This is a genomic window from Tumebacillus avium (assembly GCF_002162355.1).
In the GTDB taxonomy this organism is placed as follows: domain Bacteria; phylum Bacillota; class Bacilli; order Tumebacillales; family Tumebacillaceae; genus Tumebacillus_A; species Tumebacillus_A avium.
Map to the genome: position 1 here is coordinate 3,739,400 of NZ_CP021434.1, position 20,834 is coordinate 3,760,233.

A 20,834-nucleotide genomic window follows, 5' to 3' on the forward strand; every position below is an offset into this window, starting at 1 on the left:
AAGGAGATCTCGCCCGCATGGACAAAAGAGCCAATCTAACCCCGGCGCAGCGCGCGCTGTTAGAGAAACGAATCAAAGGCAAAGGCCCCGTCATGCCCGCTTCCACCCTTCAGAAAAAAACGGGCATCCCCCGCCGTCCGGAAGGGGAATCGCCGCTGTCCTACTCGCAGGAACGGATCTGGATCATGGAACTGCTGGAACCGGAGGCTGCCGCTTACAACGTCCCGTTTGTCGTCTCGATCACCGGCAAGCTTGATTACAGCCTCCTTTCGACCTCCATCAACGAAGTCGTCCGCCGCCACGAAGCGCTGCGCACATCCTTTCAGGTCACAGATGGCACGCCAACGCTTTTGATCCACGACCAGCTCACCGTTTCGATCCAAACGCTGGATATCCGCCATCTGCCGCTCGCCGAGCGTGACGAGGCAGCCGAACGCCTCTCCCGGGAAGATGCCAGACGCCCGTTTGACCTGACCCAGGGTCCGCTGGTGCGCGTGACGACCATCCAAAAAGCGGATGAAGAGCATCTCCTGCTGATCACGATGCATCACATCATCTCCGACGGTTGGTCACTTGGCGTGTTGATCAACGAGTTTTCGATCTTGTACGCCTCCTACAAAAACGGGCTGCCGTCACCGCTGCCTGAGCTGCAGGTCCAATACAGTGATTTTGCTTATTGGCAAAAGCTGCCCGAGCAGCAGGCCGCCCTGCAGCAGCATCTCGACTACTGGACCGAACAGCTCGGCGGCGAACTCGAACCGCTGCACCTGCCGACCGACCGTCCGCGCCCGATCTCCCAGACGTTTAACGGCGCGACGACCCGGTTCATGCTGTCCCGATCACTTTCCGACGCCTTGCAAACACTGAGCATGGAGACAGGCACGACCCTGTTCATGACCTTGCTCTCCGCCTACCAGACGTTCCTTGCCCGCTACACCGGGCAAACCGATATCCTGGTTGGTTCGCCGATCGCCAACCGCAACCGTCATGAGATCGAAGACTTGGTCGGCGTGTTTATCAACACCCTCGTCCTGCGCAGCCGGGTCGAGAGCGGAATGACGTTCCGCGGCTTGCTGGAAAACGTCCGCCGCACAACGCTCGACGCGTTTGCCCATCAGGACCTGCCGTTTGAAAAGCTGGTCGAGGTGCTGCAATCGGATCGCAACATGGCCTACTCGCCGCTGTTTCAGGCGATGTTCATCCTGCAAAACAATACGCAGCGCACGCTGTCCATGCCGGGCCTGACGTTGCAGATCGAGACGATGGACACGAAGACAGCATTATTTGACATCACCTTGTCCTTCTTCGAGACGGAGCAGGGGCTGGAAGGGCATTGGGAATACAACACCGACCTGTTTGACCAAGAGACGGTGGAGCGGATGATCCTCCACTTCCAAACACTGCTCAGCGGCATCGTCGACAACCCGGATCAATTTTTGCATCAGCTGCCGATCCTGCCGCATGACGAGCAGATCAAGATGCTCCGCGATTGGAACGAAACGGCAGTGCCGTCCCGTGAAGCCTGCATCCATCACTTCTTCGAAGAGCAGGTGGAGCGCACTCCGGACGCCATCGCACTTGTGTTTGAAAACCAGGCGCTTACCTATCGCGAGCTGAACAACCGCGCCAACCGGATCGCCGGGCTCTTGCAGGCGCAGGGCGTCGGGCCGGATGATGTCATCGGGATTTTCATGGAGCGTTCTCCGGAAATGCTCATCGCGCTGCTGGCCACGCACAAAGCAGGCGGAGGCTATCTGCCGCTCGATCCGAGCTACCCGCAGGAGCGACTATCCTTTATGATCGGCGACGCCAAGCCGAAAGTGGTCGTGACCCAGCCGTCCTTGGCGGGGCAACTGCCGCCGCATGACGCACACGTGCTGACCGTGACCGGGGAAGAGCCATCCGGCTTCCTGCCCAATCCGGAAAGCCCCGTGCAGCCGGAACATCTGGCGTACATCATCTACACGTCCGGCTCCACCGGCCTGCCCAAAGGCGTCATGGTCGAACACCGCAACGCCGCTCATCTCTTCACCGGGATGGATGAAGCGATCGGCTGCGGAGAGCAAGACGCGATTCTCGGGCTGACCTCGATCGGATTTGACATCTCCGTCATCGAACTGTTCTGGAGTTTGACGCGCGGAGCCAAGATCATCCTGCTCTCCGAACATGAAATCAGCGAAGCGGCTCTTTCGGTCAGCGAATACTCCCTGCGTCAACAACTGCAGCGGCACAACGCGACGTTCTTGCAGTGTACGCCTTCCCTGATGGGCATGATTGTCGCGGCACCGGGAGGACTGGCCGCACTTGCTCCTTTGAAAAAAATTCTCCTGGGCGGTGAAGCGCTGCCTCCCGCGCTGGCCAAGCAACTGAAACAGCATAGCGGAGTCAGGCTGTTCAACGGGTACGGCCCGACGGAAACGACCGTCTACGCGGCTCATTATGAAGTGACAGACACCGACATGACCTCGATTCCGCTCGGCCGTCCCATCGCGAACTACGCCCACTATATCCTCGACGCGCATCTGCAGCCCGTGCCGATCGGCGTGCCGGGCGAGCTGCACATCGGCGGGCCCGGTGTGACGAGGGGGTACCTCGGGCGGGAGGAGTTGACCGCCGAGCGGTTTATTCCGAATCCTTATGGCGAGGGCAGGCTGTACAAGACGGGCGACCTCACCTGTTATTTGCCGGACGGGACGGTCAAGTTCCTGGGCCGCATCGACCATCAGGTAAAAGTGCGCGGCTACCGCGTCGAGCTTGGCGAGATCGAAGCCCGACTGGCCGAACATGATGCCATCCGCGAAGGGGTGGTCATCGCCCGTGATAACACGCTGATCGCCTATCTGGTCGCAGAAGGGGAGCATCTGCCCGACCCGCTCCAACTGCGCGGTTTTCTGAGCGCGCGGCTGCCGGAGTTTATGGTGCCGACCGTTTATCTCCAGCTCGATGTCATGCCGCTTACCCCAAGCGGAAAGATCGACCGCAAAGCTTTGCCTGCCCCGGAAGTCGAGAGCAGCCTGACGGTGAAGGCGGAATACGTGGCACCGTCGACGCCGCTGGAAATTGAGGTCTGCGCGATTTGGACCGAAGTGCTGCAAGTCGAGCAAGTCGGCGTCCAAGATAACTTTTTCACCCTTGGCGGCCATTCGCTGCTGGCGACGCGCCTGATTTCACGGGTGAACTCCCGGTTCGGGACACAATTGCCGCTGCGCTGCCTGTTTGAAGCTCCGACGATTCTCCAGCTGGCTGCCCTGATCGAAGGGCAGGAGCGCACCGTGACAGCGCCGCCGATTTTGCCGGCCTCGCGTGACGAGCATCTGCCGTTGTCTTTCGCGCAAGAGCGTCTCTGGTTCCTCGACCAGTTGCTGGCGGACACGGCGACCTATAACATCCCGATTGCGGTGCGGATGCAAGGGACACTGAACGGTGATGCGTTGTTAACCAGCATCCAATCGATGGTGCAACGACATGAGTCGCTTCGCACGACGTTCCGCATTGTCGACGGGCAGCCCAGACAAATTTTCACAGACGATGTGCAAGTTTCCCTTCCGGTGGCCGATGTGCGAGACGACAACGAGGCACGTCAACTGGCATTGGAAGAAGCCAGACAGCCGTTTGATCTCGCGCAAGGACCGCTGCTGCGTGCGAAACTGCTGCGGTTGGGAGAACACGACCATGTGCTGCTGCTCACCCTGCACCACATCATCGCCGATGAGTGGTCGATGGGGCTGATTGTCCAAGAAATTTCCGAGACGTACGGCGCATTGGCAGCGGGGCAAACACCGCTCTTGCAGGCACTGCCGATTCAGTACGCCGACTACGCGGCCTGGCAGCGCGAGTGGCTGCAAGGGGAAGTGCTGCAAAAACAGCTCGACTATTGGAAAAATCAGCTCGGCGGCGAACTGCCCGTGCTGAACATGCCGACCGATCACCCTCGTCCGGCAGTACAAACGGAGCATGGTGCAAGCCAGACGTTCTTGATGGATGCCGAGCTGACAGCCAAGCTGCATCGCCTGAGCCAGCAAAAAGGCGGGACGCTGTTCATGACCTTGCTCGCAGCGTTCAACACCTTGCTGTACCGCTATACCGGCCAAGACGATATCGTGATTGGCTCCCCGATCGCAGGTCGGGGGCGTGAGGAGATCGAAGGACTGATCGGTTTCTTTGTCAATACGCTCGTCCTGCGCACCGACCTGTCCGGCCAACCGACGTTTGCCGAGCTGGTCGAACGCGTTAAAGAGACCGCGTTGCAGGCTTATGAGCATCAGGACGTGCCGTTTGAAAAATTGGTCGAAGTGCTGCAGCCGGAGCGAGACATGAGCCGCTCGCCGCTGTTCCAGGCGATGTTTGTGCTGCAAAATGCGGTGCACACGCATGTTGAACTCCCCGGCGTCACGCTGAGCGGCTTTGAAGTCGACAGCCAGACGGCCAAGTTCGACCTCAATCTGTTCCTGCAAGAGAATCCGAACGGAGAACTGTCCGGCAGGCTCGAATACAGCACCGACCTGTTCGAGGGCACGACGATCACCCGCCTGATCGAGCATTTTGTCACCTTGCTCGAAGCGGCTGCCGAACAGCCGGAGCAGCGCATCGCCGACCTGCCGTGGCTGGGCGCGGAAGAGCGTCAACAGCTGCTCATCGACTGGAACAACACGCAGGAAGACCTGCCGCTGGCCCGCATCGACGAACTGGTCACCATGCAAGCGGAACGCACGCCAGACGCAGCAGCAGTAACGTTTAACGGACAGCTCCTGACCTACCGCGAGCTGAACCTGCGCGCCAACCAAGTCGCGCACCGCCTGCAAAAGCTCGGAGCGGGGCCGGATGTGCCGGTTGGGCTGTCGATGGAGCGCTCGCTCGAAATGATCATCGGATTGCTTGGGATCATCAAATCCGGCAGCGCTTATGTGCCGCTCGATCCGGCCTATCCGAAAGACCGTCTCGGTTTCATTTTGGAAGAAACGCGTATCCCGATCCTGCTGACCCAGCAGGGTGTGATGGCGGCCGAAGTGCAGGACAGCGTGCAAGTGATCGAGCTGGACACCGACCGTTCCTTGCTCGAAGAAAGCGGGGAGAACCCGGTCAGCCAAGCCAGGCTCGACGATCTGGTCTACATCTTGTACACCTCTGGCTCGACAGGCCGCCCGAAAGGCGTGGCGATGCCGCACCGCCCGGTGGCGAACCTGCTGGCCTGGCAGAAGGGCGAATCCCGCAAAGCGGATGCCCGCACCTTGCAGTTCACGTCGCTGAACTTCGACGTGTCGTTCCAAGAGATCTTCGCGACGCTGTCTGCAGGCGGGACGCTGGTGCTGATCGAAGAAGCCCTGCGCCACAACCTGCTGGAACTGCCGCACGTGCTGATCGCGGAAAAAGTGGAGCGGCTCTTCCTGCCGTTTATCGCCCTGCAGCAACTGGCGGAGATCTGCGCCGAGCTCAAACTGTATCCGCGCGATCTGCAAGAAGTGATTACGGCAGGGGAGCAGCTTCAGATCACGAAAGCGATCCGCAGCCTCTTCGCGGAGCTGCCAGACTGCACGCTAAGCAACCAATACGGCCCGACCGAAAGCCACGTGGTCACGGCGCACACGTTGCAGAACGGGGAGGCCGAATCCTGGCCGCTGCTGCCGTCGATCGGTCGTCCGATCGCCAATGCCAAGATCTATGTGCTGGATGCGGCGATACAGCCGGTTCCGGTCGGCGTGCAAGGCGAACTGTACCTCGGCGGACCGGTGCTGGCGCGAGGATATCTCGGCCGGGATGACCTGACCGCAGAGCGCTTCCTGCCCAATCCGTTTGCTGTCGGTGAACCTCTGTACAAAACGGGTGACGGTGTGCGCTGGCTGGCGGATGGCACGATCCAATACCTCGGCCGTCTCGACAACCAGGTCAAGATCCGCGGCTTCCGCATTGAGCTGGGCGAGATCGAAGCGGTGCTGACTCAGCACCCGGAGATCCAAGAGTGCGTAGTCGTCGCCCGCGAAGACGTGCCGGGCGACAAACGCCTGGTGGCGTATCTGGTCGCGGGACGTGACCAGACGCCGGACCTCGGCGAGGTGCGCGCTTATCTGAAAGCACACCTGCCCGCCTACATGGTGCCGGCGTTCTGCATGCAGCTCGACCAGATCCCGCTCTCGCCAAACGGCAAGGTCGACCGCCGTCAGCTGCCTGCGCCGGAAGCGGGGGAACGCCTCACCGAGTACGTCGCCCCGCGCACCCCGACCGAAGAACGTCTCGTCGCGATCTGGTCAGATCTGCTGCGCGTCAAGGAGATCTCCGTCCATGACAACTTCTTCGACATCGGCGGCCACTCACTGCTGGCGACACAGCTGGTCACGAGAATACAAAGCGAGTTCAAAGTCGCCCTGCACCTCCGCGACCTTTTCGAAAAAACCACCATCGCCGAACTGGCGCAGGAGATCGAAGCGGCCGAAACCGTTCAGGCTCCGGTTTACAAACGCCTGGAACGCGTCGGCACCAAGAAAAAACGGTAAGTCAAAAAGAGTCCGGGCTGTAAATGCTCAGACTCTTTTTTTCATCCACAAACACAGAAAATCGTGATAAAATAAAAGTTAATATATATTAAGAAAATGGAGCGTTCACACATATGACCCTGACCACGATCCAACTCTTCGCCGTTCACCGCGGCGCACAACTGACAGATGCACAACTGCAGCAGTCCCTGCAGACCCTGCCGCTGGAAGACCAGCAGCGCATTCTCCGCTACCGCCGCTGGGAAGACCGCCAAAGCGGCCTGCTCGCCGCCAAACTGGCGCGGAAGATGCTCTCCGAAGAGCTGAGCGTCCCGGCGAGTGACCTGCAGATCCGCCGCACCGAGCTCGGCCGTCCGTACCTGCACGGATTTGCAGACTGGCAAGGCGACTTTAACGTCTCCCACTCCGGCGACTGGGTGTTTGGCGGCATCACCACGCAGGGCGTGCTAGGCGTCGACGTCGAAGGCCTGCGCGAGATCGAGATGGAAGTCTCCAAACACTGCTACTGCCCGGAAGAGCGCGACGAACTGTACAGCCTCGGCGGGGCGGAGCAGAATGCGTTTTTCTACGTGCTCTGGACGATGAAAGAAGCGTATATCAAGGCGATCGGCACGGGGCTGTCCACGCCGCTGACCTCGTTTGGTTTTGACATCCCGAGCTTGAAAGAAGGAAAGATCCTGCTGAAAGATGATCAAGGCGTCCCGCAGCCGCAATGGCATTTCCAGCGTTACGACGTGGACGATGCCTACCGTTTTGCGATCTGCTCCGACCAGGAGAATCTGCCGGGCAGCATTACCCTGCTGACCCGCGACGAAGTGCTCAACTAGACCCTACATCCAAGGAGGAACACCACCACCATGACCCAGACCACCCAAGCGTCCAAATGGTTCCAATGCGCCGATCCGAAACCGCAGGCCACTTCGCGCCTCTTCTGCTTCCACTTCGCCGGAGGAGGAGCGTCCGCCTATAACCAATGGGGGAAAGACCTCCCCGACAACATTGAAGTCGTAGCGATCCAGCTCCCAGGCAGAGAATCCCGCCTCTTCGAGCCGGTGTTTACTTCGCTCCAACCGCTGTTGGAGACGCTGGCAGCTGAGCTTCTCCCGCATCTCAAGGATAAGCCGTTCGCCTTCTTCGGCCACAGCATGGGTGCGATCGTGAGCTTCGAGATGTCCCGTTATCTCAAAAAGCACCAAGGTATTCAGCCGACCCATCTTTTCGTCTCCGGCTATCCGGGGCCGCATACGTACAAGAATGAAGACCCGTATTACGTTAAATCGGATGCCGACCTCATCCAAGACCTCGTCGAGCTCGGAGGGACTCCGCAGGAGCTGCTCGATAATGAAGAGCTGATGAAGCTGGTGCTCCCGACGATTCGGGCTGACTTCCAAGTCTGTGATACGTATGAGTTTGCGGAAGGCGTGCTCCTCGACTGCCCAATCACCGCTTTCGGCGGCTGGGCGGATGAGATGCTGACGGAAGAGGGCATGCAGGCGTGGGGCGAGTTGACTGGTGGCGAGTTTGAGATGGAGATGTTTGAGGGGGATCATTTTTATTTGCTTGAGACAGGAAAAAGAAATGCAATTTTTTCACATATAATCAACTATCGAAAATAGTTTGGGGGAAAAGAAATGAGATTCAAATTCCATCTTTTGTCTGGACATACCGTGAGATTTCCCAAAAAAGAGTTTTATCTTGAAGCAGAAAGCCTTGAAGATGCAGCTAAAAAACTTGCACATGTGAACGGGGAGAAATTCCTTGGAAGCGGATGGGTGAACAAAGGATATATCGCTTCATATGTGTTCAAAGATATTGTCGAACCAGTTGATTATCAGATTCTTGAAGTACGCGAATAAATACTGTTGTCATATTAGATTGCCCATTTAGTGCGGGGCAATCTTTTTTACGGTGATATATAGCTAGAGGATGATTATAGATTATCTAGAAAAATTGGAAATATGAGGTGTAATTATGGAGTACGAAAAAGGTTATATTGGTGTAACATCTTGGGAATGGTTTGAATTTCTGAGGGATAGTAAGATTACGAATAATGTTTGCTTTTGGAGAAAAGAAGAATCGCCATCAAATTCGCTTAGGCCGGGTGACCTTTTCTTTTTCCTTGTGAAAAATAAGAAACAAAAGAAAGGAGAAAGGGCCATTCTTGGCTATGGTGTATTCCAAAGGTACGAAGTACTGGATGTAGAAGAGGCTTGGAAGAAATATACGTTAGGTAATGGATCAACCGACAAGAGTACATTCATTAGTAGAGCTAAATCTTTGAGTGGAAATAAATCAGAAAGTTTTGAGCTCAGCTGTATTATTCTTTCGGTGTTACAGCCAATGCCAATTGACCAAAAGCTGACGCTATTGCCTGTCCAAAAATTGACGGATATAATGACCACGTACAAATTAAAAAAAGGAAAAAGACGACTCTGTATGATGTGCCGCTGCGCTAACAGTTGCACCAGAGTCGTCCCAAAAAATCGCATGATCATTTTATCAAATTATGGGCTCGAAGAAAATAGAAAACGTGGTGTTTTTCGTTAGGAGTGCAGAGCAGCATATCTGCCCTGTCTGTGAGCATGAACTGTTCGTGATCGGTAGCAGGAGTCGCATTGGGCGTAAGCCAACCAGTGAACGGGTCACCTATATCATTCGTCGTTTGCGTTGCAAGGGGTGCGGGAAGATCCATCATGAGTTGCCGGACCTGCTCGTTCCTTATAAACGTTATGAAGCCGAATGCCTTGAAGCAGTCTTGTCTCAGGCGCAGACCTCAGACGTAGCCGCTGATGAATCAACCCTGTATCGCTGGCACATTTGGTTCAAGGTGTGCTGGCAATACTGGGTTAATTGTTTATCAACGGTTGCAGCGCGTCAAGAAAATCCGGTGGAGCCATTGTCCGTACCTTCACCGTCTGCACTCCAAAGGATCGGACATTACGTTGGACAAGAGGCAGGTTGGCTGGCGAGAGTTGTCCGACCCATCGTTCATTCTCAATTATGGGTACATACCCGTTTCGCCTTCTTGTCCGCGATTCCCTAAGGTATCGTGAATCTACATCCTATTGGAAAGGACTGTAGATTCCTATGAAAAACGACAAAAAGGCAGAAGAGATCGCCGTCGAACGGATGCAGTTGATCTCTCCTCTGTTGGCCGATGGTATTGACCCTGGAAAAGCCAAAGAGCTGAAGAAAGCCATTTGTGAACAAACCGGCTTATCCGAAAGAACTCTCCGTCGTTATCTATCTGCCTACCGGGCCGAAGGTTTCGCCGGACTTCGACCTCAAGGGAAGGGTCAAAGGCAAACAGCCGAAGCAATTACTCCCTATCTCCTTGAGCAAGCCATCCTGCTTCGCCGAGAAGTACCCAGCCGCAGTGTTGCACAAATCATTCAGATCTTGGAGTGGGAAGGTTTAGCGAAGCCCGGTGAGATCAAGCGCAGCACCTTGCAGGAAAAATTGATGGAGAACGGCTACAGCACTCGCCACATGCGACTATACTCAACCTCTGGCCTTGCGGCCAGACGCTTTCAACACAAACAGCGTAACCAACTGTGGCAAGCTGACATAAAATTCGGGCCGTATCTACCGATTGGTGAAGGCGGAGCCAACAAGCAAGTCTATCTCGTTGCGTTCATCGACGATGCGACTCGTTATGTGTTGCATGCGGCTTTCTATCCAACACTCGACCAAACGATCGTAGAAGACTGCTTCCGTTTCGCAATACAAACAAATGGCGTACCTGATTCTGTCTACTTTGATAACGGCAAGCAATTTCGAACCAAAAGTATGACTCGTACATGTGCAAAACTTGGCATACGTCTTCGCTTTACTAGGCCATATGCAGCCGAATCCAAAGGGAAAATCGAGCGCTTCAACCGGGTCATAGACAGTTTCCTAACGGAAGCTGCGCTTGAAAAGCCCCAGACACTCGACCAGCTCAATCTGTTGTTCCAAGTTTGGCTCACCGAATGTTACCAGACCAAACCCCATTCCGCACTCGATGACAATTCTAGCCCGCAGGTGGCATTTCGAAGCGGCTCGACGCCGCTCCGGCTCGCCGAGGAATCTCTCATTGCGGATGCGTTTTTACACAGCGAAACGAGAAAAGTGGACAAGGCTGGCTGTATTAGTTTTATGGGGAAGAAATACGAGGTCGGGCTTTCTTTCATTGGACAAAAGGTTGAAGTCGTCTACGACCCGCGTGACATCTCGACGATTACAATTGAGTATGGCAGCCATACACCGTGGCAGGCGAAAGAACTGATCATAGGTGAATGGGCAGGAAGACGCCCCTCTATCCCGTCGACAATTGAACCGCTTATAGTCGAAGGTTCACGGTTACTGGACGCTGCGGAGAAGAAGAATCAAGTCAGGAAAGAACGTCAAACACGCGCCGTCTCATTCCGCAAAATTCGGGAGGAGGCGAAGCGAGATGTTTGAGGCGTTTTATGAAATGGCGAGAACCCCTTTTTCTCGTGATATGCCTACCCATGAGCTGTATGCGTCGGATGTTTTGGAAGAAACGCTTGAGAGATTGGAATATACGGCCGAAAGGCAATGGTTCTCCGTTGTGACCGGCGATTGCGGAACTGGTAAAACAACGACCATCCGCCGATTCGCGGATGTGCTCGACACATCGAGATTTAAACTGTTGTACCTATCCGATTCAAAGCTAACGCCTCGCCATTTTTACAAGGGATTGCTTGAACAGTTGGGGTGTGAAGCGAAGTTTTATCGAGGGGACAGCAAGAGACAACTGCATCGGGAAATTGAGCTGATGCGGGGGATTCATCGCCTGCAACCAGTCGTGGTGGTCGATGAAGCGCATCTGCTAGACAAAGAAATGTTTGAAGAAGTACGGTTTCTGCTGAACTTCAAAATGGATGCCCAGAGTCCAATGGCTCTGATCCTGGTCGGACAAAATGAACTGTGGGATCGCCTTCAACTCCAGATGTTTACGGCCATTCGGCAAAGGATTGATCTACAGTGCAAACTGGTTCACTACGACCGCGCACAGGTTGGGGCGTACATAGCTCGTCATCTGGAATATGCGGGCGTTAGCCGTGACATTTTCACGGATGGTGCGGTCGATGAGATCTATCGTTATTCAAGTGGTACGATTCGCTTGGTTAATAAGGCTGCCACACATAGTCTGATCTATGGAGCAGCAAATAAGCATCGAATCATTGACGACCACATGGTGAAACGGGTAATCGCGGGAGAATTGACTTGATTCTCCCGTTTTTTCTTTCAGGTTTAACATCGCTCACGCGGTCATCTTTTTCGTCAATTCTTGGACAGCAGAGCCTGTCAATTTACGGACATTATAGGGCAGTAGTAACATTTCGGATCTTAATTTCTTTGAAGAGCCTATATATTCAAAAATGAAAGGCGTCTACTTTAAGGAGAGAACCGTCTCTGGTCGTTATATTCATGTTGGCGAAATCGAAGCTCTTCTCGATCACTTCCCGCCAAACTATGATAGCGAAGTTGGTTTTAGTGAGGATGATAATAGTTTTACAGAAGGCCGGAAAATGATGCGATTACACCTTGTTCGAGAGCGAAATCATAAGCTAATAGCACTTGCTAAGGAGAATTATAAACGTATACATGGTAAACTGATATGTGAAATATGCAGGTTTGACTTTGAAGAAAATTATGGGATCGTGGGCAGAGATTATATTGAAGGACATCATATCGTGCCGATGTCGGAACTAAGTGAGGATCATCAAACAAAAGTAGAGGATATCGCACTTGTCTGCGCAAACTGCCATAGGATGTTACATCGTAAACGGCCATGGTTAACGATGTCACAATTGAAGAGACTTCTCAAAAAGCCAAATATTGAGTTGCAATAAGTCGAAGCCTTTGGATATAGCTGCATAGTTCCTGGTTAATTTCTGATTCTGCTAAAGTATAGGAATTTGTAAGCATTTGTTATGTCCAAAAAGGTATAAAAAATATATAATGCAACACAGAGCCATAAATTAGGGAGCGTAGATGATGTACGATAAAAGAAGGTTATCACCTCTAAGATATCCTGGGGCTAAGGGGAGAGTCTTAGATAAGATATCGAAATACATGTCTGTTGAGCATGTAGAATATAGGGAACCATTTGTTGGTGGCGGGTCAGTTTTTCTTTCAAAAATGAAGGTAGAAAGGAATTGGATTAATGATCGAGATGAGTTAGTTGCTGCTCTTTGGCAAGTTATTAGGGATACACCTGAATCTTTGTGTGAGTATGTTGAGTTAACCCTCCCAACAGTTGACTATTGGAGAGAAGTTAAGCGGCTACCTGAAGTAAATCTTCTTGAAAAAGCATACAAATGTCTCTTTCTAAACCGTACAAATTACTCCGGTATATTAAAAGCCAATCCAATCGGTGGAATTGAACAAAAATCTAAGTACCCGATAGATTGTAGATGGAATCCAAACAATCTGATTAAGAGAATTATGCTTTGCAGCGAAAAGTTACAAGGCACAAATATTACAAGTCTGGATTTTAGAGATGTTATTGAAGCAGCGGGTGATGAGGTGTTGATGTTCGTAGACCCTCCATACTATAAAAAAGGGCATAGATTATACCCGACCTATATGAGTAACGAGGAACACCACGTTTTAGCTCAACTACTGCAAAACACTAATCATAGATTCTTACTTACTATTGATAATTGCGAGGAAGTGCAAGAACTTTATCGATGGGCAAATATGTATATTGCACATGAAAGTTGGTTTTATACAATAAAGCCTCAAAATGGAAATTATTTAAAGGGAAACGAATTGTTTATTAGTAATTTTGATATCGAAGAGGTATAGAGATTTAACTTCTCGACACCTAACGGCCCCCAAAAGGGGGCTTTTTTTTTTCTTATGTTGAGAAAGTTTACTTCATCGGATAGAATTACAGGTATAAAAAATAATTTTGGAGGAATTAGCATGGATATATACATTCGACGAATCGCTGATGGATTAATCAAAAAGAAAAACAAATCGGAAGCGGGCGTTGTGTTTTTTTTAGGAGCTGGTTTTTCAATGAGAAAGGCTGATGAAGTAGACGGACTCGGAAGTGGAAACGAACTTGCTTCAAAGTTATGCTTGCAGCTAGATCGACCTAATACCTTATCGCTTGAAAGAGCATCCGAGTATTTTGAGGCGGTATTTGATAGAACCGATTTGATAAGCGAGGTTAAAAGTTATATCAAAGAAAACCAAACCCAGAAAAAAAGCCATATGTTGCTTAGTGAAATAATAAATTTATTAGATGAACCAAACGAAATTGTGTTCACTACCAATTATGATACTTTACTTGAAACCGCGTACAAGGAAAAATATAGAAAGGATTTAGAAGTGTGGAAGCTGGGGAGTCTTATAGCAAGTATCGGCATATCTATAAGATTCATGGATGCATTTCGTTGGAATCAGAGATGGTACTTACTTCAGAGGATTTTTATAATGTTACTACAGAAGAAAACCTTATGAAAGATCTTTATTCCGTGCTGCGGAATAACACATGTGTTTTTATAGGGTTTGGGATGGAAGATCGAGATCTTTTAGATCTATTATTTAACATTCGAGCAAAGAACCAAAACTTTGGTGCAATGAAACATTATTTGGTTATTCCAGAAGGAAGGATTGATAAGGAAAGAGTAAAGTATTTAAACAAAAAATTCGGTATTGAACAAATTGCGTTGGATCGAGATGATTTTCTTGAGCGATTGATCGAAGAGTTTAAAAAAAAAGTAGCAATGATAGATTAAACAACTTTTTAGAAACTTCGATAACAGAATTTGAAGAGCGATCAAATTGGCCATATGAGAACATTGTCGATGATCTACTGATTAACGCTGATTTATTTAAATCTAAAATCGAATATCTTCCGTATTTGATATTGTTTGGACAACATTATGATAGAGACACTGCTATTGAATCTATCCTACAGTCATTAAGTCCGCAACAACTAATGCCTTTGTATAGAAAGCACTATGATCTACTTGACCAGAATGGGCTGATAGGGAATCGGAAAACATTACTAATTGAAATTGCAAACATAATTGCTAATAAAAAAATTTTGGTTGAAAAGTCTGTTGTTAAAGATTTTGTCAAAGCCTTGTTGGAGGAGACAAGGCATGGCCAAATAGGGTCAGTAAATATTTCGATTTTGTACCAATTATTTGATACGGAAGATAAATGCAAAGTTCTACCTCTTTTTTCTACACAAATATTTGACGATATTAAGGATATGGAATTCGAGCTTAATTCACTTAAAGGAGAATTGGGCTTAGAAACTGCGCTTACACTATTTGCTCAGGTAGTAGTAAAGTCTACTAATGTCGATGTAATTAATACGATAGTAAGAGTGGCGGAAGATTCACTTGTGGGGAAAATCTCCAAACTCAGAATGGCCATCATTAATTACGAAATCGACGGGTTGGAGTTAATACCGATAGACGACGGTTTTGGGGATGGGATGAAGAGAAATTTGCTTGAAATAAACGATGAGTGTAAAGCTGTTAGATCGAAGCTATCATCATTATGGACAAATGAATTTCATGATGCTGCTAATTCGCTCAATAGTGATTATCCCCTAAGTGAGTTTATTGCCGAACCTGACATAATTACAAACGGTCCATTTGCTACTGCTAGATTGATTATTGGTACTGGTAAAGGTTGTCTTGTCTCCGATTCAAATTCTCTTATCTCTATCGATTTGGAATCGCATCTTACTAATGCTATTAATGAAGGAGATGTAGTGACCTTAAGTCCAGTGCTGGTTGATGGACGAGTTGGATATGCGACTGTTGACGGGTTCATCAAAATTGTCACTTTTGAAGGTGAAGTGGTAAATCTTGTCGTTACTAATGACAAGATTGTCGCTTTAAAATCTTTCAATAACAAGATATTTGGTCTCGGAGAACTAGGAGATATTTACGTTTTAGACAGCGAAAGTGATGAAACAGTCGACTTATCGTATGAACTTAAAAGTGAGTATAGTTTTTCGGGTATGGTAATAATGGCCAACAATTTGCTCGTATATAATGAACAGTTTATATACCGGCTTGAAATAAAATCAAACGGATATCTTGAAGTCAGATCTGAATATAAGTGTGATAACATTCAAAGCGTTTCAGGAATTGGCAGCTATTGTTTTGTAGTTACCCTGGAAGGGCTGATAAGACTTAATATTTACAGCGGCCATGAAAGAAAATATGACCTGACATCTCCAATAGATGGGACCCTGATATTGGAAACAGAGGATACAGTTATTGTTAATTTTGGAGATAGGATAGTTCGATTGGATTTTAGTTATGAGGAACCTCGGCATAGAGTTGTGTATAGAAGTGATAACCAACGAATTAATGACATGATAATGTGTAATAGTTCTTTAGCAGTAGTACTAGACAATCATGTAATAGCAGTGCTCAAGGAAGTTGGTAAGGGTTTGTTTACGAAAATAAATGAGCATTATTTTGACCGTGAAGCTATGTGGAAACTTAGTTCAGGTTACGGAAGTCTATACATTACTGCAGAACACGGTGTTTTTGTAATTAAAAATCTATCATCTGAATTCAACCGAGTTGAGGGGGAAAAGAACTATGTTGTATAGTAACGCAAGTGAAGTGAACAATAGGGAGTTACTTGACCTACTAAAGTTGTATTTTGAAGATGCCGAAGTTCCAGTTGAATGGATCGAAAGTATCTTTGCGAGTTTGAATAGTCCTGTAATATCTACAGTTACAGGAATAGATTTTTACTTGAAGGTTGAAGGGCTTGAAGGGAAGGTTGGTTACGAGCTTTCTGGTTCTGCGAAGAACAGTAAGGTCTTTGAAATTGTTGGGACAAATCAAAGATTTAAAACCTCGACTCTTATTATTATTGCATTAATTTTGGGTTTCGATTTTGATGGTCTTGATGATGAACTTTCTTCAAACCAGATTGTCACTCGTGTGAACAAAATGCGGAAGTTTATTTTTGAAAACAGCGATCTCGTTATGGTTTTGAAATTATCTAATGCCGACTATTCGTTTAATTTTGAGAAATATAGAGATAAATTGACCTTCTCTGATAGTGATGGTGCCCGAGGCGAATATTATCTTGAAAATGATTTTAGTATATATGAGCAATATCAAGAAGAATTATCTAAGTTGTCAATAGCTGATGTTCAATTTGTATCAAAAGGTAGGAACTTTGTAGGTCATGTTCACAGAGAGATTCGAGACGAATTTCTAGCTACCCTTAACGCGATAAAAAAACCTGTGGAAATTATCGTAAATAATAAATTGCAAGAAAGTCAAACCAACAGCAAGATAAAACAAAAAACACAAGTGGAAATTAAAAACGAAAATGTCTATCTTCGAAACGCTGCCAAAGCTCTAGAAGGACTCGGACTAAGTTTGAACGAGGCAGTATTACATTCAAAGTTCTTAAACAGAAAGATGGACAATTTCGAAACGATTTCAAGTGTCGTTAAAAAAACTGAAAAGTTGAACGGTGAAGAAAAAGCATTAAACTCCTTAATACTTGTAAAACAAGAGGAATATAACGAAAAAATGGGGGAGATACGAAAGTATATAAATGGACTAAACGCAGAAGCCGCACCGTTTGGGACTAATTTCACTCAGAATGATATCTTAGAAAAGATGCAAAGAATTAAGAACGAATGGAACGGACTGCTTATTGGCGGCGAGAGTATCAAGTCAATCCTTCGGGATCTTGAGGGGGAGAAAGTAGTCCCATTTACTGTTAGCAGCAATTATCTCCCCTCTCTGTTTGTAAAAAATAAGCAAGATTTGATGAAGTTGTTTGAAAATGTCTCGAATCATCATATGGGTGTAAATAAATTCCTACAAGTTGCTGATGGGAAAATAGAAATGGTTGATGGCCTCTTGAAGGAGAAAGATCTAATTCAGTTAAAACTTCGTCAACTTAACGATCAACGAAATACAATTATGATGGAGTTGAATGAATTACAAAGTATATTAGATGCTTTTAGATACTTTGGTGATTATGATGATGAGAGTTATTTAGACAAAGTGATGGAGGAAGTTGTTCAAAGGAAGGACTATAAATTATCTTTGAAAATTGTTAAGTTGTTAGATGAGGCAGAGTTTGTACTCAATGCGAGCTCAAATTCTGAATTATTGGATCAAATTCATTCAAGAATTAAAGAAAATGAGGAGTTGCTCGAGAAAGGGAAAACCGTTGTTTCTCTTCCTTCTCAGGCAAAATATACCATCGCACTAGGGAAAGCGTTACAGGATTTGCTTGCGGTTATAGCTTATTTAGATGCTGACCCCAGTTCGCAGTCTTTTGATGCAAAATATAGAGCATCAGTAAGTACGAATTTACATCATACAGTTGTTGGATTGTTCAATGACTATATGAAGGAACGGTGTAAATACTACTTCGAAGTGATTTCAAAAGAAGTAGTTGTTACCGAAGTTCTATCACAATACAATTTTATCAATCAGGAATTTGATATTAATGGAAGGAAAGTTAGTACCAGAGAAGGTATAAGTGGTGGTACAGACTCAGCAATGACAGTCCGAAGCTTTGCTTCAAAACCTACACTTAAGAAACTAGGTCTAATTTTACTCGTTGATGAGTGGGGGGACGTGGGAGTTGAGTTAGCCAAAAGTGTTTATAAAACCTTTGAAGAACTAGATACTTTTGGATTTGGGATTTTCGTCAAGGTGGACGATGATTATGATGTGCTAGAATTGTTTGCTGTAGCGGAGGGGGAGAAAGAGTGAAAGATTCATTGAGGTTGTTACATGTGATATATCAACTTAGCGGGAAGTATATTGGTATGGTGCCAGATACCTCCCCATTAGATGAGGATAAGGTTATTAGATGGCTTAGTAATTTTCTCGTTAGAAGAGTAAAGAAATCACAATTTACAGATGATATGAAACTTGTTACAGTGAAACGTTTCTTTGGTGATAACTTATTGTTTGAGGAATCACTTGAGATGTTGGAGCGAGTTAACGCCGTAATTAAAGTGCGTGATTATATCGTGATAACAGAACTTGGTATATTAATTTCCATTCTTTCGAAATCTTCTACAGGTGATATTCCAAGTTATCAATTTACGGCGTTGAATCTGTTAAGTGCCGGTATTTCTAAGGTGCATAAAAGCAGGATTGGCAAATTATATCCACAAGGACTTCCAGCAAAAGAAACAGTTTTTACAATTTTTCTTCTGGTAAATGGCTCTGTGTGTAGGTCTCGTGCTTTTTCATATAATGACGAAGACGATACTTTAGATGTTGAGCCCATTTTGCTTACTATGGATCGAATTTCAGAGATGTTGTTTGATGGATCCTTCAACATTACTGATCCTAGTGAGTTTTCTAATATGCTTAGAAGAAATACTGGAAATGGCCTTTTAGGTAGGGTATTTGATAGTTTATACGTATCGAAATTCGATAGGATTAGCAAAGTACGCACGGTTTACTTTAATTTAGGGAAGGATATTGATGATGTTGATGCAATATCCAATAATTACAAGAGTTTATTATCTATCTTGATTGACTCAACTGAAAGTATAATAGATCCTGATGTCTTTTTGGATAATTTAAGGAATCTAGTAATCAAGTATCTTGTCGAAAATGATCTTCCGGCGCATTTGCAGTTAACGTATTTTAATGGTGTGGATTATCGTAACACCCTCTATCCGTTACTTAAAGTTATTGATTCTTTTCACGAGCAGAATTATCGATGACAGCCATCGTCATTTGTCTGGCCTGAATTGTCTGACCGATAGCAACTACAGGTTGGGATACAAATAAGATTGAAAACTCAATACGGAATTTTAGACAGAGGTAATAAAGAAAACCGTGGCTATCGCCACGGTTTTCTTTTTGAGATGCTTAATTCGGGCTAACAATCCCCATTGGATCTGGCCCCGGTGCATCGTAGGCAAGTTCAACATTCGATACAGAGTAGAAACTAAACATAAGTAAGGCAATAAACACTGCAGTTATCAGCAATTTTTTCAAGAGAACAAATCTCCTTTCGGATACAGATTTTTGAACAATAGGTTACGCTCACGTTCAAGTATTAGAGCCTGCTCGAACTTGCCGGTCTTTTGATACGCATCGACTGCAACTTCAAGCGAATCAACTTTTCCTGTGACAATTCCTATTTTATCAAACAAGTCAGCCGATTTTAATGAGTCCTCGATACATTTAGTGTAATTATTTGTGCAGAGGTAGTGTTTTGATCTTGCTTGGAGAAATACAGCGTGTTCAATCGAATGATGAAGGCTATGTTTATCGATCAAAGCTGCGATTTCCTGAAGCATAGTCGCAACTTCATGAGGGTGATCGGTTGACTGCATTTCGGTCATTCTTGAGAGAACTAGGACATAGTTCTTGTAATCTTTTTGTTCCAGATAGAAGGCAGCACAATCTTTTAGCACAGCAACTGCCTCTGGTTTGTCTTCTTGGGAAGTTAAGAGAAGTGCAACATGGTGCTGTACCTTAACCGCCCAGGAGATCATATTGAGTCCTTTATACAGGACGAATGCCTCCTCAAACATTTGTGCAGCTCTGATGGTATCGAAAGCTTGAAAGTATGCTCTTCCGTGGGCAAATAGGGCATCTGCTTGTCGTTTGATATCTGTAGTACTGCGGAAATAAGAATAAGAGCGTTCTAAATAAAGAAATGCCTGATGGCCATGCCCCATGAGACGTAACGTATTTCCGAGATTGAAGGAAATGAACGCAGCCAATTGATCAAATGTTTCATAGCGATCGATGAGATCATAGGCTTTGTGATAGTTATAATACGCATTGGTCAGATCCCTTTTCTGATAAGAAGAGTTGCCCAACTTGTTTCTGATCCGCGCCAGAGTGTAGGCATCATCGAAATTGTTGTTTTCAAGTTGTGTAACCAGTGGCAGCAATATTTCGATCGCATCATCGTAAAGCCCTAATTGGTTTAAACATTCTGCATAATCAATCGCAACCTCGATCTGATCTGCTTGTGATAGATCGGGCTGTAGTTTTAATTCTACAAGAAGTGGTTTCGCCTGTTGAGGTTGCGCGGTTTCCAAGTACACCTTGATCAGCTTATGCTTGGCGAACACCTCCATTTGTTCCAACTCGTTTTTTACCAGCTCGTGCAAGGGAACTTGCAGTTTACGAGCGATATGGTGGAGGAGTTCGACTGATGCTGTATTTTTATTTCTCTCTAGCTGGCTGATCATGGAGATCGTTACAAAGCCATCTGCTACGTCGGATTGACTCATGCCTTTTTCTAGACGCAGCCGGCGAATCTTTTCTCCTATTGTTTCTGCTGTTTGGATTGTCAAAAAGATGCCTCCTAATAAAAGAATCAATT

Annotated in this window: 17 protein-coding genes; 15 read left to right on the top strand and 2 right to left on the bottom strand. The window is 47.4% G+C overall.

Annotated elements, in window-relative coordinates:
* Positions 1-17: 17 nt before the first annotated feature.
* From CBW65_RS18060 to CBW65_RS18125, 15 genes are all read left to right on the top strand, one after another.
* On the top strand, positions 18-6,488 hold the full coding sequence (locus tag CBW65_RS18060) for a non-ribosomal peptide synthetase (protein ID WP_087458021.1): 6,471 nt from the start codon (positions 18-20) through the stop codon (positions 6,486-6,488).
* Between the two features lie 113 nt (positions 6,489-6,601).
* Positions 6,602-7,315, top strand: coding sequence for a 4'-phosphopantetheinyl transferase family protein (locus CBW65_RS18065; RefSeq protein WP_087458022.1), 714 nt, complete (start codon positions 6,602-6,604; stop codon positions 7,313-7,315).
* 30 nt (positions 7,316-7,345) lie between these two features.
* Positions 7,346-8,104, top strand: coding sequence for a thioesterase II family protein (locus CBW65_RS18070; protein WP_087458023.1), 759 nt, complete (start codon positions 7,346-7,348; stop codon positions 8,102-8,104).
* A gap of 15 nt (positions 8,105-8,119) precedes the next feature.
* Positions 8,120-8,344 (top strand): hypothetical protein, encoded by a 225-nt coding sequence (locus CBW65_RS18075; protein WP_087458024.1) that lies wholly within the window; start codon positions 8,120-8,122, stop codon positions 8,342-8,344.
* Between the two features lie 115 nt (positions 8,345-8,459).
* Complete coding sequence (locus CBW65_RS18080; RefSeq protein ID WP_087458025.1) at positions 8,460-9,035, top strand: hypothetical protein; 576 nt, start codon at positions 8,460-8,462, stop codon at positions 9,033-9,035.
* Complete coding sequence (locus CBW65_RS24905) at positions 8,995-9,531, top strand: DUF6431 domain-containing protein (protein ID WP_232463330.1); 537 nt, start codon at positions 8,995-8,997, stop codon at positions 9,529-9,531. The genes CBW65_RS18080 and CBW65_RS24905 overlap by 41 nt, the downstream gene beginning before the upstream one ends.
* A gap of 44 nt (positions 9,532-9,575) precedes the next feature.
* Entirely contained in the window at positions 9,576-10,931 is a 1,356-nt protein-coding gene (locus CBW65_RS18090) for a DDE-type integrase/transposase/recombinase (protein WP_087455884.1), read from the top strand.
* Positions 10,924-11,724 carry an ExeA family protein gene (locus CBW65_RS18095; protein ID WP_087455883.1) on the top strand — a complete coding sequence of 267 codons (801 nt, stop codon included), beginning with the start codon at positions 10,924-10,926 and terminating at the stop codon, positions 11,722-11,724. The genes CBW65_RS18090 and CBW65_RS18095 overlap by 8 nt, the downstream gene beginning before the upstream one ends.
* Positions 11,725-11,875: 151 nt before the next feature.
* Positions 11,876-12,349 carry an HNH endonuclease gene (locus CBW65_RS18100; RefSeq protein ID WP_087458026.1) on the top strand — a complete coding sequence of 158 codons (474 nt, stop codon included), beginning with the start codon at positions 11,876-11,878 and terminating at the stop codon, positions 12,347-12,349.
* 145 nt (positions 12,350-12,494) lie between these two features.
* Positions 12,495-13,307, top strand: coding sequence for a DNA adenine methylase (locus tag CBW65_RS18105; protein WP_157722040.1), 813 nt, complete (start codon positions 12,495-12,497; stop codon positions 13,305-13,307).
* A gap of 54 nt (positions 13,308-13,361) precedes the next feature.
* Entirely contained in the window at positions 13,362-13,970 is a 609-nt protein-coding gene (locus CBW65_RS24910; RefSeq protein ID WP_232463359.1) for an SIR2 family protein, read from the top strand.
* Positions 13,916-14,248: an SIR2 family protein gene (locus CBW65_RS18110; protein WP_332457842.1), complete on the top strand. Its 333-nt coding sequence runs from the start codon at positions 13,916-13,918 to the stop codon at positions 14,246-14,248. The genes CBW65_RS24910 and CBW65_RS18110 overlap by 55 nt, the downstream gene beginning before the upstream one ends.
* A gap of 125 nt (positions 14,249-14,373) precedes the next feature.
* Entirely contained in the window at positions 14,374-16,095 is a 1,722-nt protein-coding gene (locus CBW65_RS18115; RefSeq protein ID WP_157722041.1) for a hypothetical protein, read from the top strand.
* On the top strand, positions 16,085-18,241 hold the full coding sequence (locus CBW65_RS18120) for a hypothetical protein (protein WP_087458030.1): 2,157 nt from the start codon (positions 16,085-16,087) through the stop codon (positions 18,239-18,241). The genes CBW65_RS18115 and CBW65_RS18120 overlap by 11 nt, the downstream gene beginning before the upstream one ends.
* Positions 18,238-19,212, top strand: a complete 975-nt coding sequence (locus CBW65_RS18125) for a hypothetical protein (protein ID WP_087458031.1) — start codon at positions 18,238-18,240, stop codon at positions 19,210-19,212. The genes CBW65_RS18120 and CBW65_RS18125 overlap by 4 nt, the downstream gene beginning before the upstream one ends.
* Before the next feature lie 148 nt (positions 19,213-19,360).
* Here CBW65_RS18125 and CBW65_RS25160 read toward each other — a convergent pair whose 3' ends face one another.
* Together CBW65_RS25160 and CBW65_RS18130 are read right to left on the bottom strand one after the other, a co-directional pair.
* Entirely contained in the window at positions 19,361-19,489 is a 129-nt protein-coding gene (locus tag CBW65_RS25160) for a hypothetical protein (protein WP_269767961.1), read from the bottom strand.
* A complete protein-coding gene (locus CBW65_RS18130) occupies positions 19,486-20,805 on the bottom strand; it encodes a helix-turn-helix domain-containing protein (protein WP_087458032.1) in 1,320 nt (439 codons plus the stop codon). Before CBW65_RS18130 ends, CBW65_RS25160 begins: the two co-directional genes overlap by 4 nt.
* Positions 20,806-20,834 lie beyond the last annotated feature (29 nt).

What these genes read in the sequence shown, in the direction of transcription:
- CBW65_RS18060 (WP_087458021.1), top strand. Translation starts at nt 18, where the DNA reads ATGGACAAAAGAGCCAATCTAACCCCGGCGCAGCGCGCGCTGTTAGAG.
- CBW65_RS18065 (WP_087458022.1), top strand. Translation starts at nt 6,602, where the DNA reads ATGACCCTGACCACGATCCAACTCTTCGCCGTTCACCGCGGCGCACAA.
- CBW65_RS18070 (WP_087458023.1), top strand. Translation starts at nt 7,346, where the DNA reads ATGACCCAGACCACCCAAGCGTCCAAATGGTTCCAATGCGCCGATCCG.
- CBW65_RS18075 (WP_087458024.1), top strand. Translation starts at nt 8,120, where the DNA reads ATGAGATTCAAATTCCATCTTTTGTCTGGACATACCGTGAGATTTCCC.
- CBW65_RS18080 (WP_087458025.1), top strand. Translation starts at nt 8,460, where the DNA reads ATGGAGTACGAAAAAGGTTATATTGGTGTAACATCTTGGGAATGGTTT.
- CBW65_RS24905 (WP_232463330.1), top strand. Translation starts at nt 8,995, where the DNA reads ATGGGCTCGAAGAAAATAGAAAACGTGGTGTTTTTCGTTAGGAGTGCA.
- CBW65_RS18090 (WP_087455884.1), top strand. Translation starts at nt 9,576, where the DNA reads ATGAAAAACGACAAAAAGGCAGAAGAGATCGCCGTCGAACGGATGCAG.
- CBW65_RS18095 (WP_087455883.1), top strand. Translation starts at nt 10,924, where the DNA reads ATGTTTGAGGCGTTTTATGAAATGGCGAGAACCCCTTTTTCTCGTGAT.
- CBW65_RS18100 (WP_087458026.1), top strand. Translation starts at nt 11,876, where the DNA reads ATGAAAGGCGTCTACTTTAAGGAGAGAACCGTCTCTGGTCGTTATATT.
- CBW65_RS18105 (WP_157722040.1), top strand. Translation starts at nt 12,495, where the DNA reads ATGTACGATAAAAGAAGGTTATCACCTCTAAGATATCCTGGGGCTAAG.
- CBW65_RS24910 (WP_232463359.1), top strand. Translation starts at nt 13,362, where the DNA reads ATGTTGAGAAAGTTTACTTCATCGGATAGAATTACAGGTATAAAAAAT.
- CBW65_RS18110 (WP_332457842.1), top strand. Translation starts at nt 13,916, where the DNA reads ATGGTACTTACTTCAGAGGATTTTTATAATGTTACTACAGAAGAAAAC.
- CBW65_RS18120 (WP_087458030.1), top strand. Translation starts at nt 16,085, where the DNA reads ATGTTGTATAGTAACGCAAGTGAAGTGAACAATAGGGAGTTACTTGAC.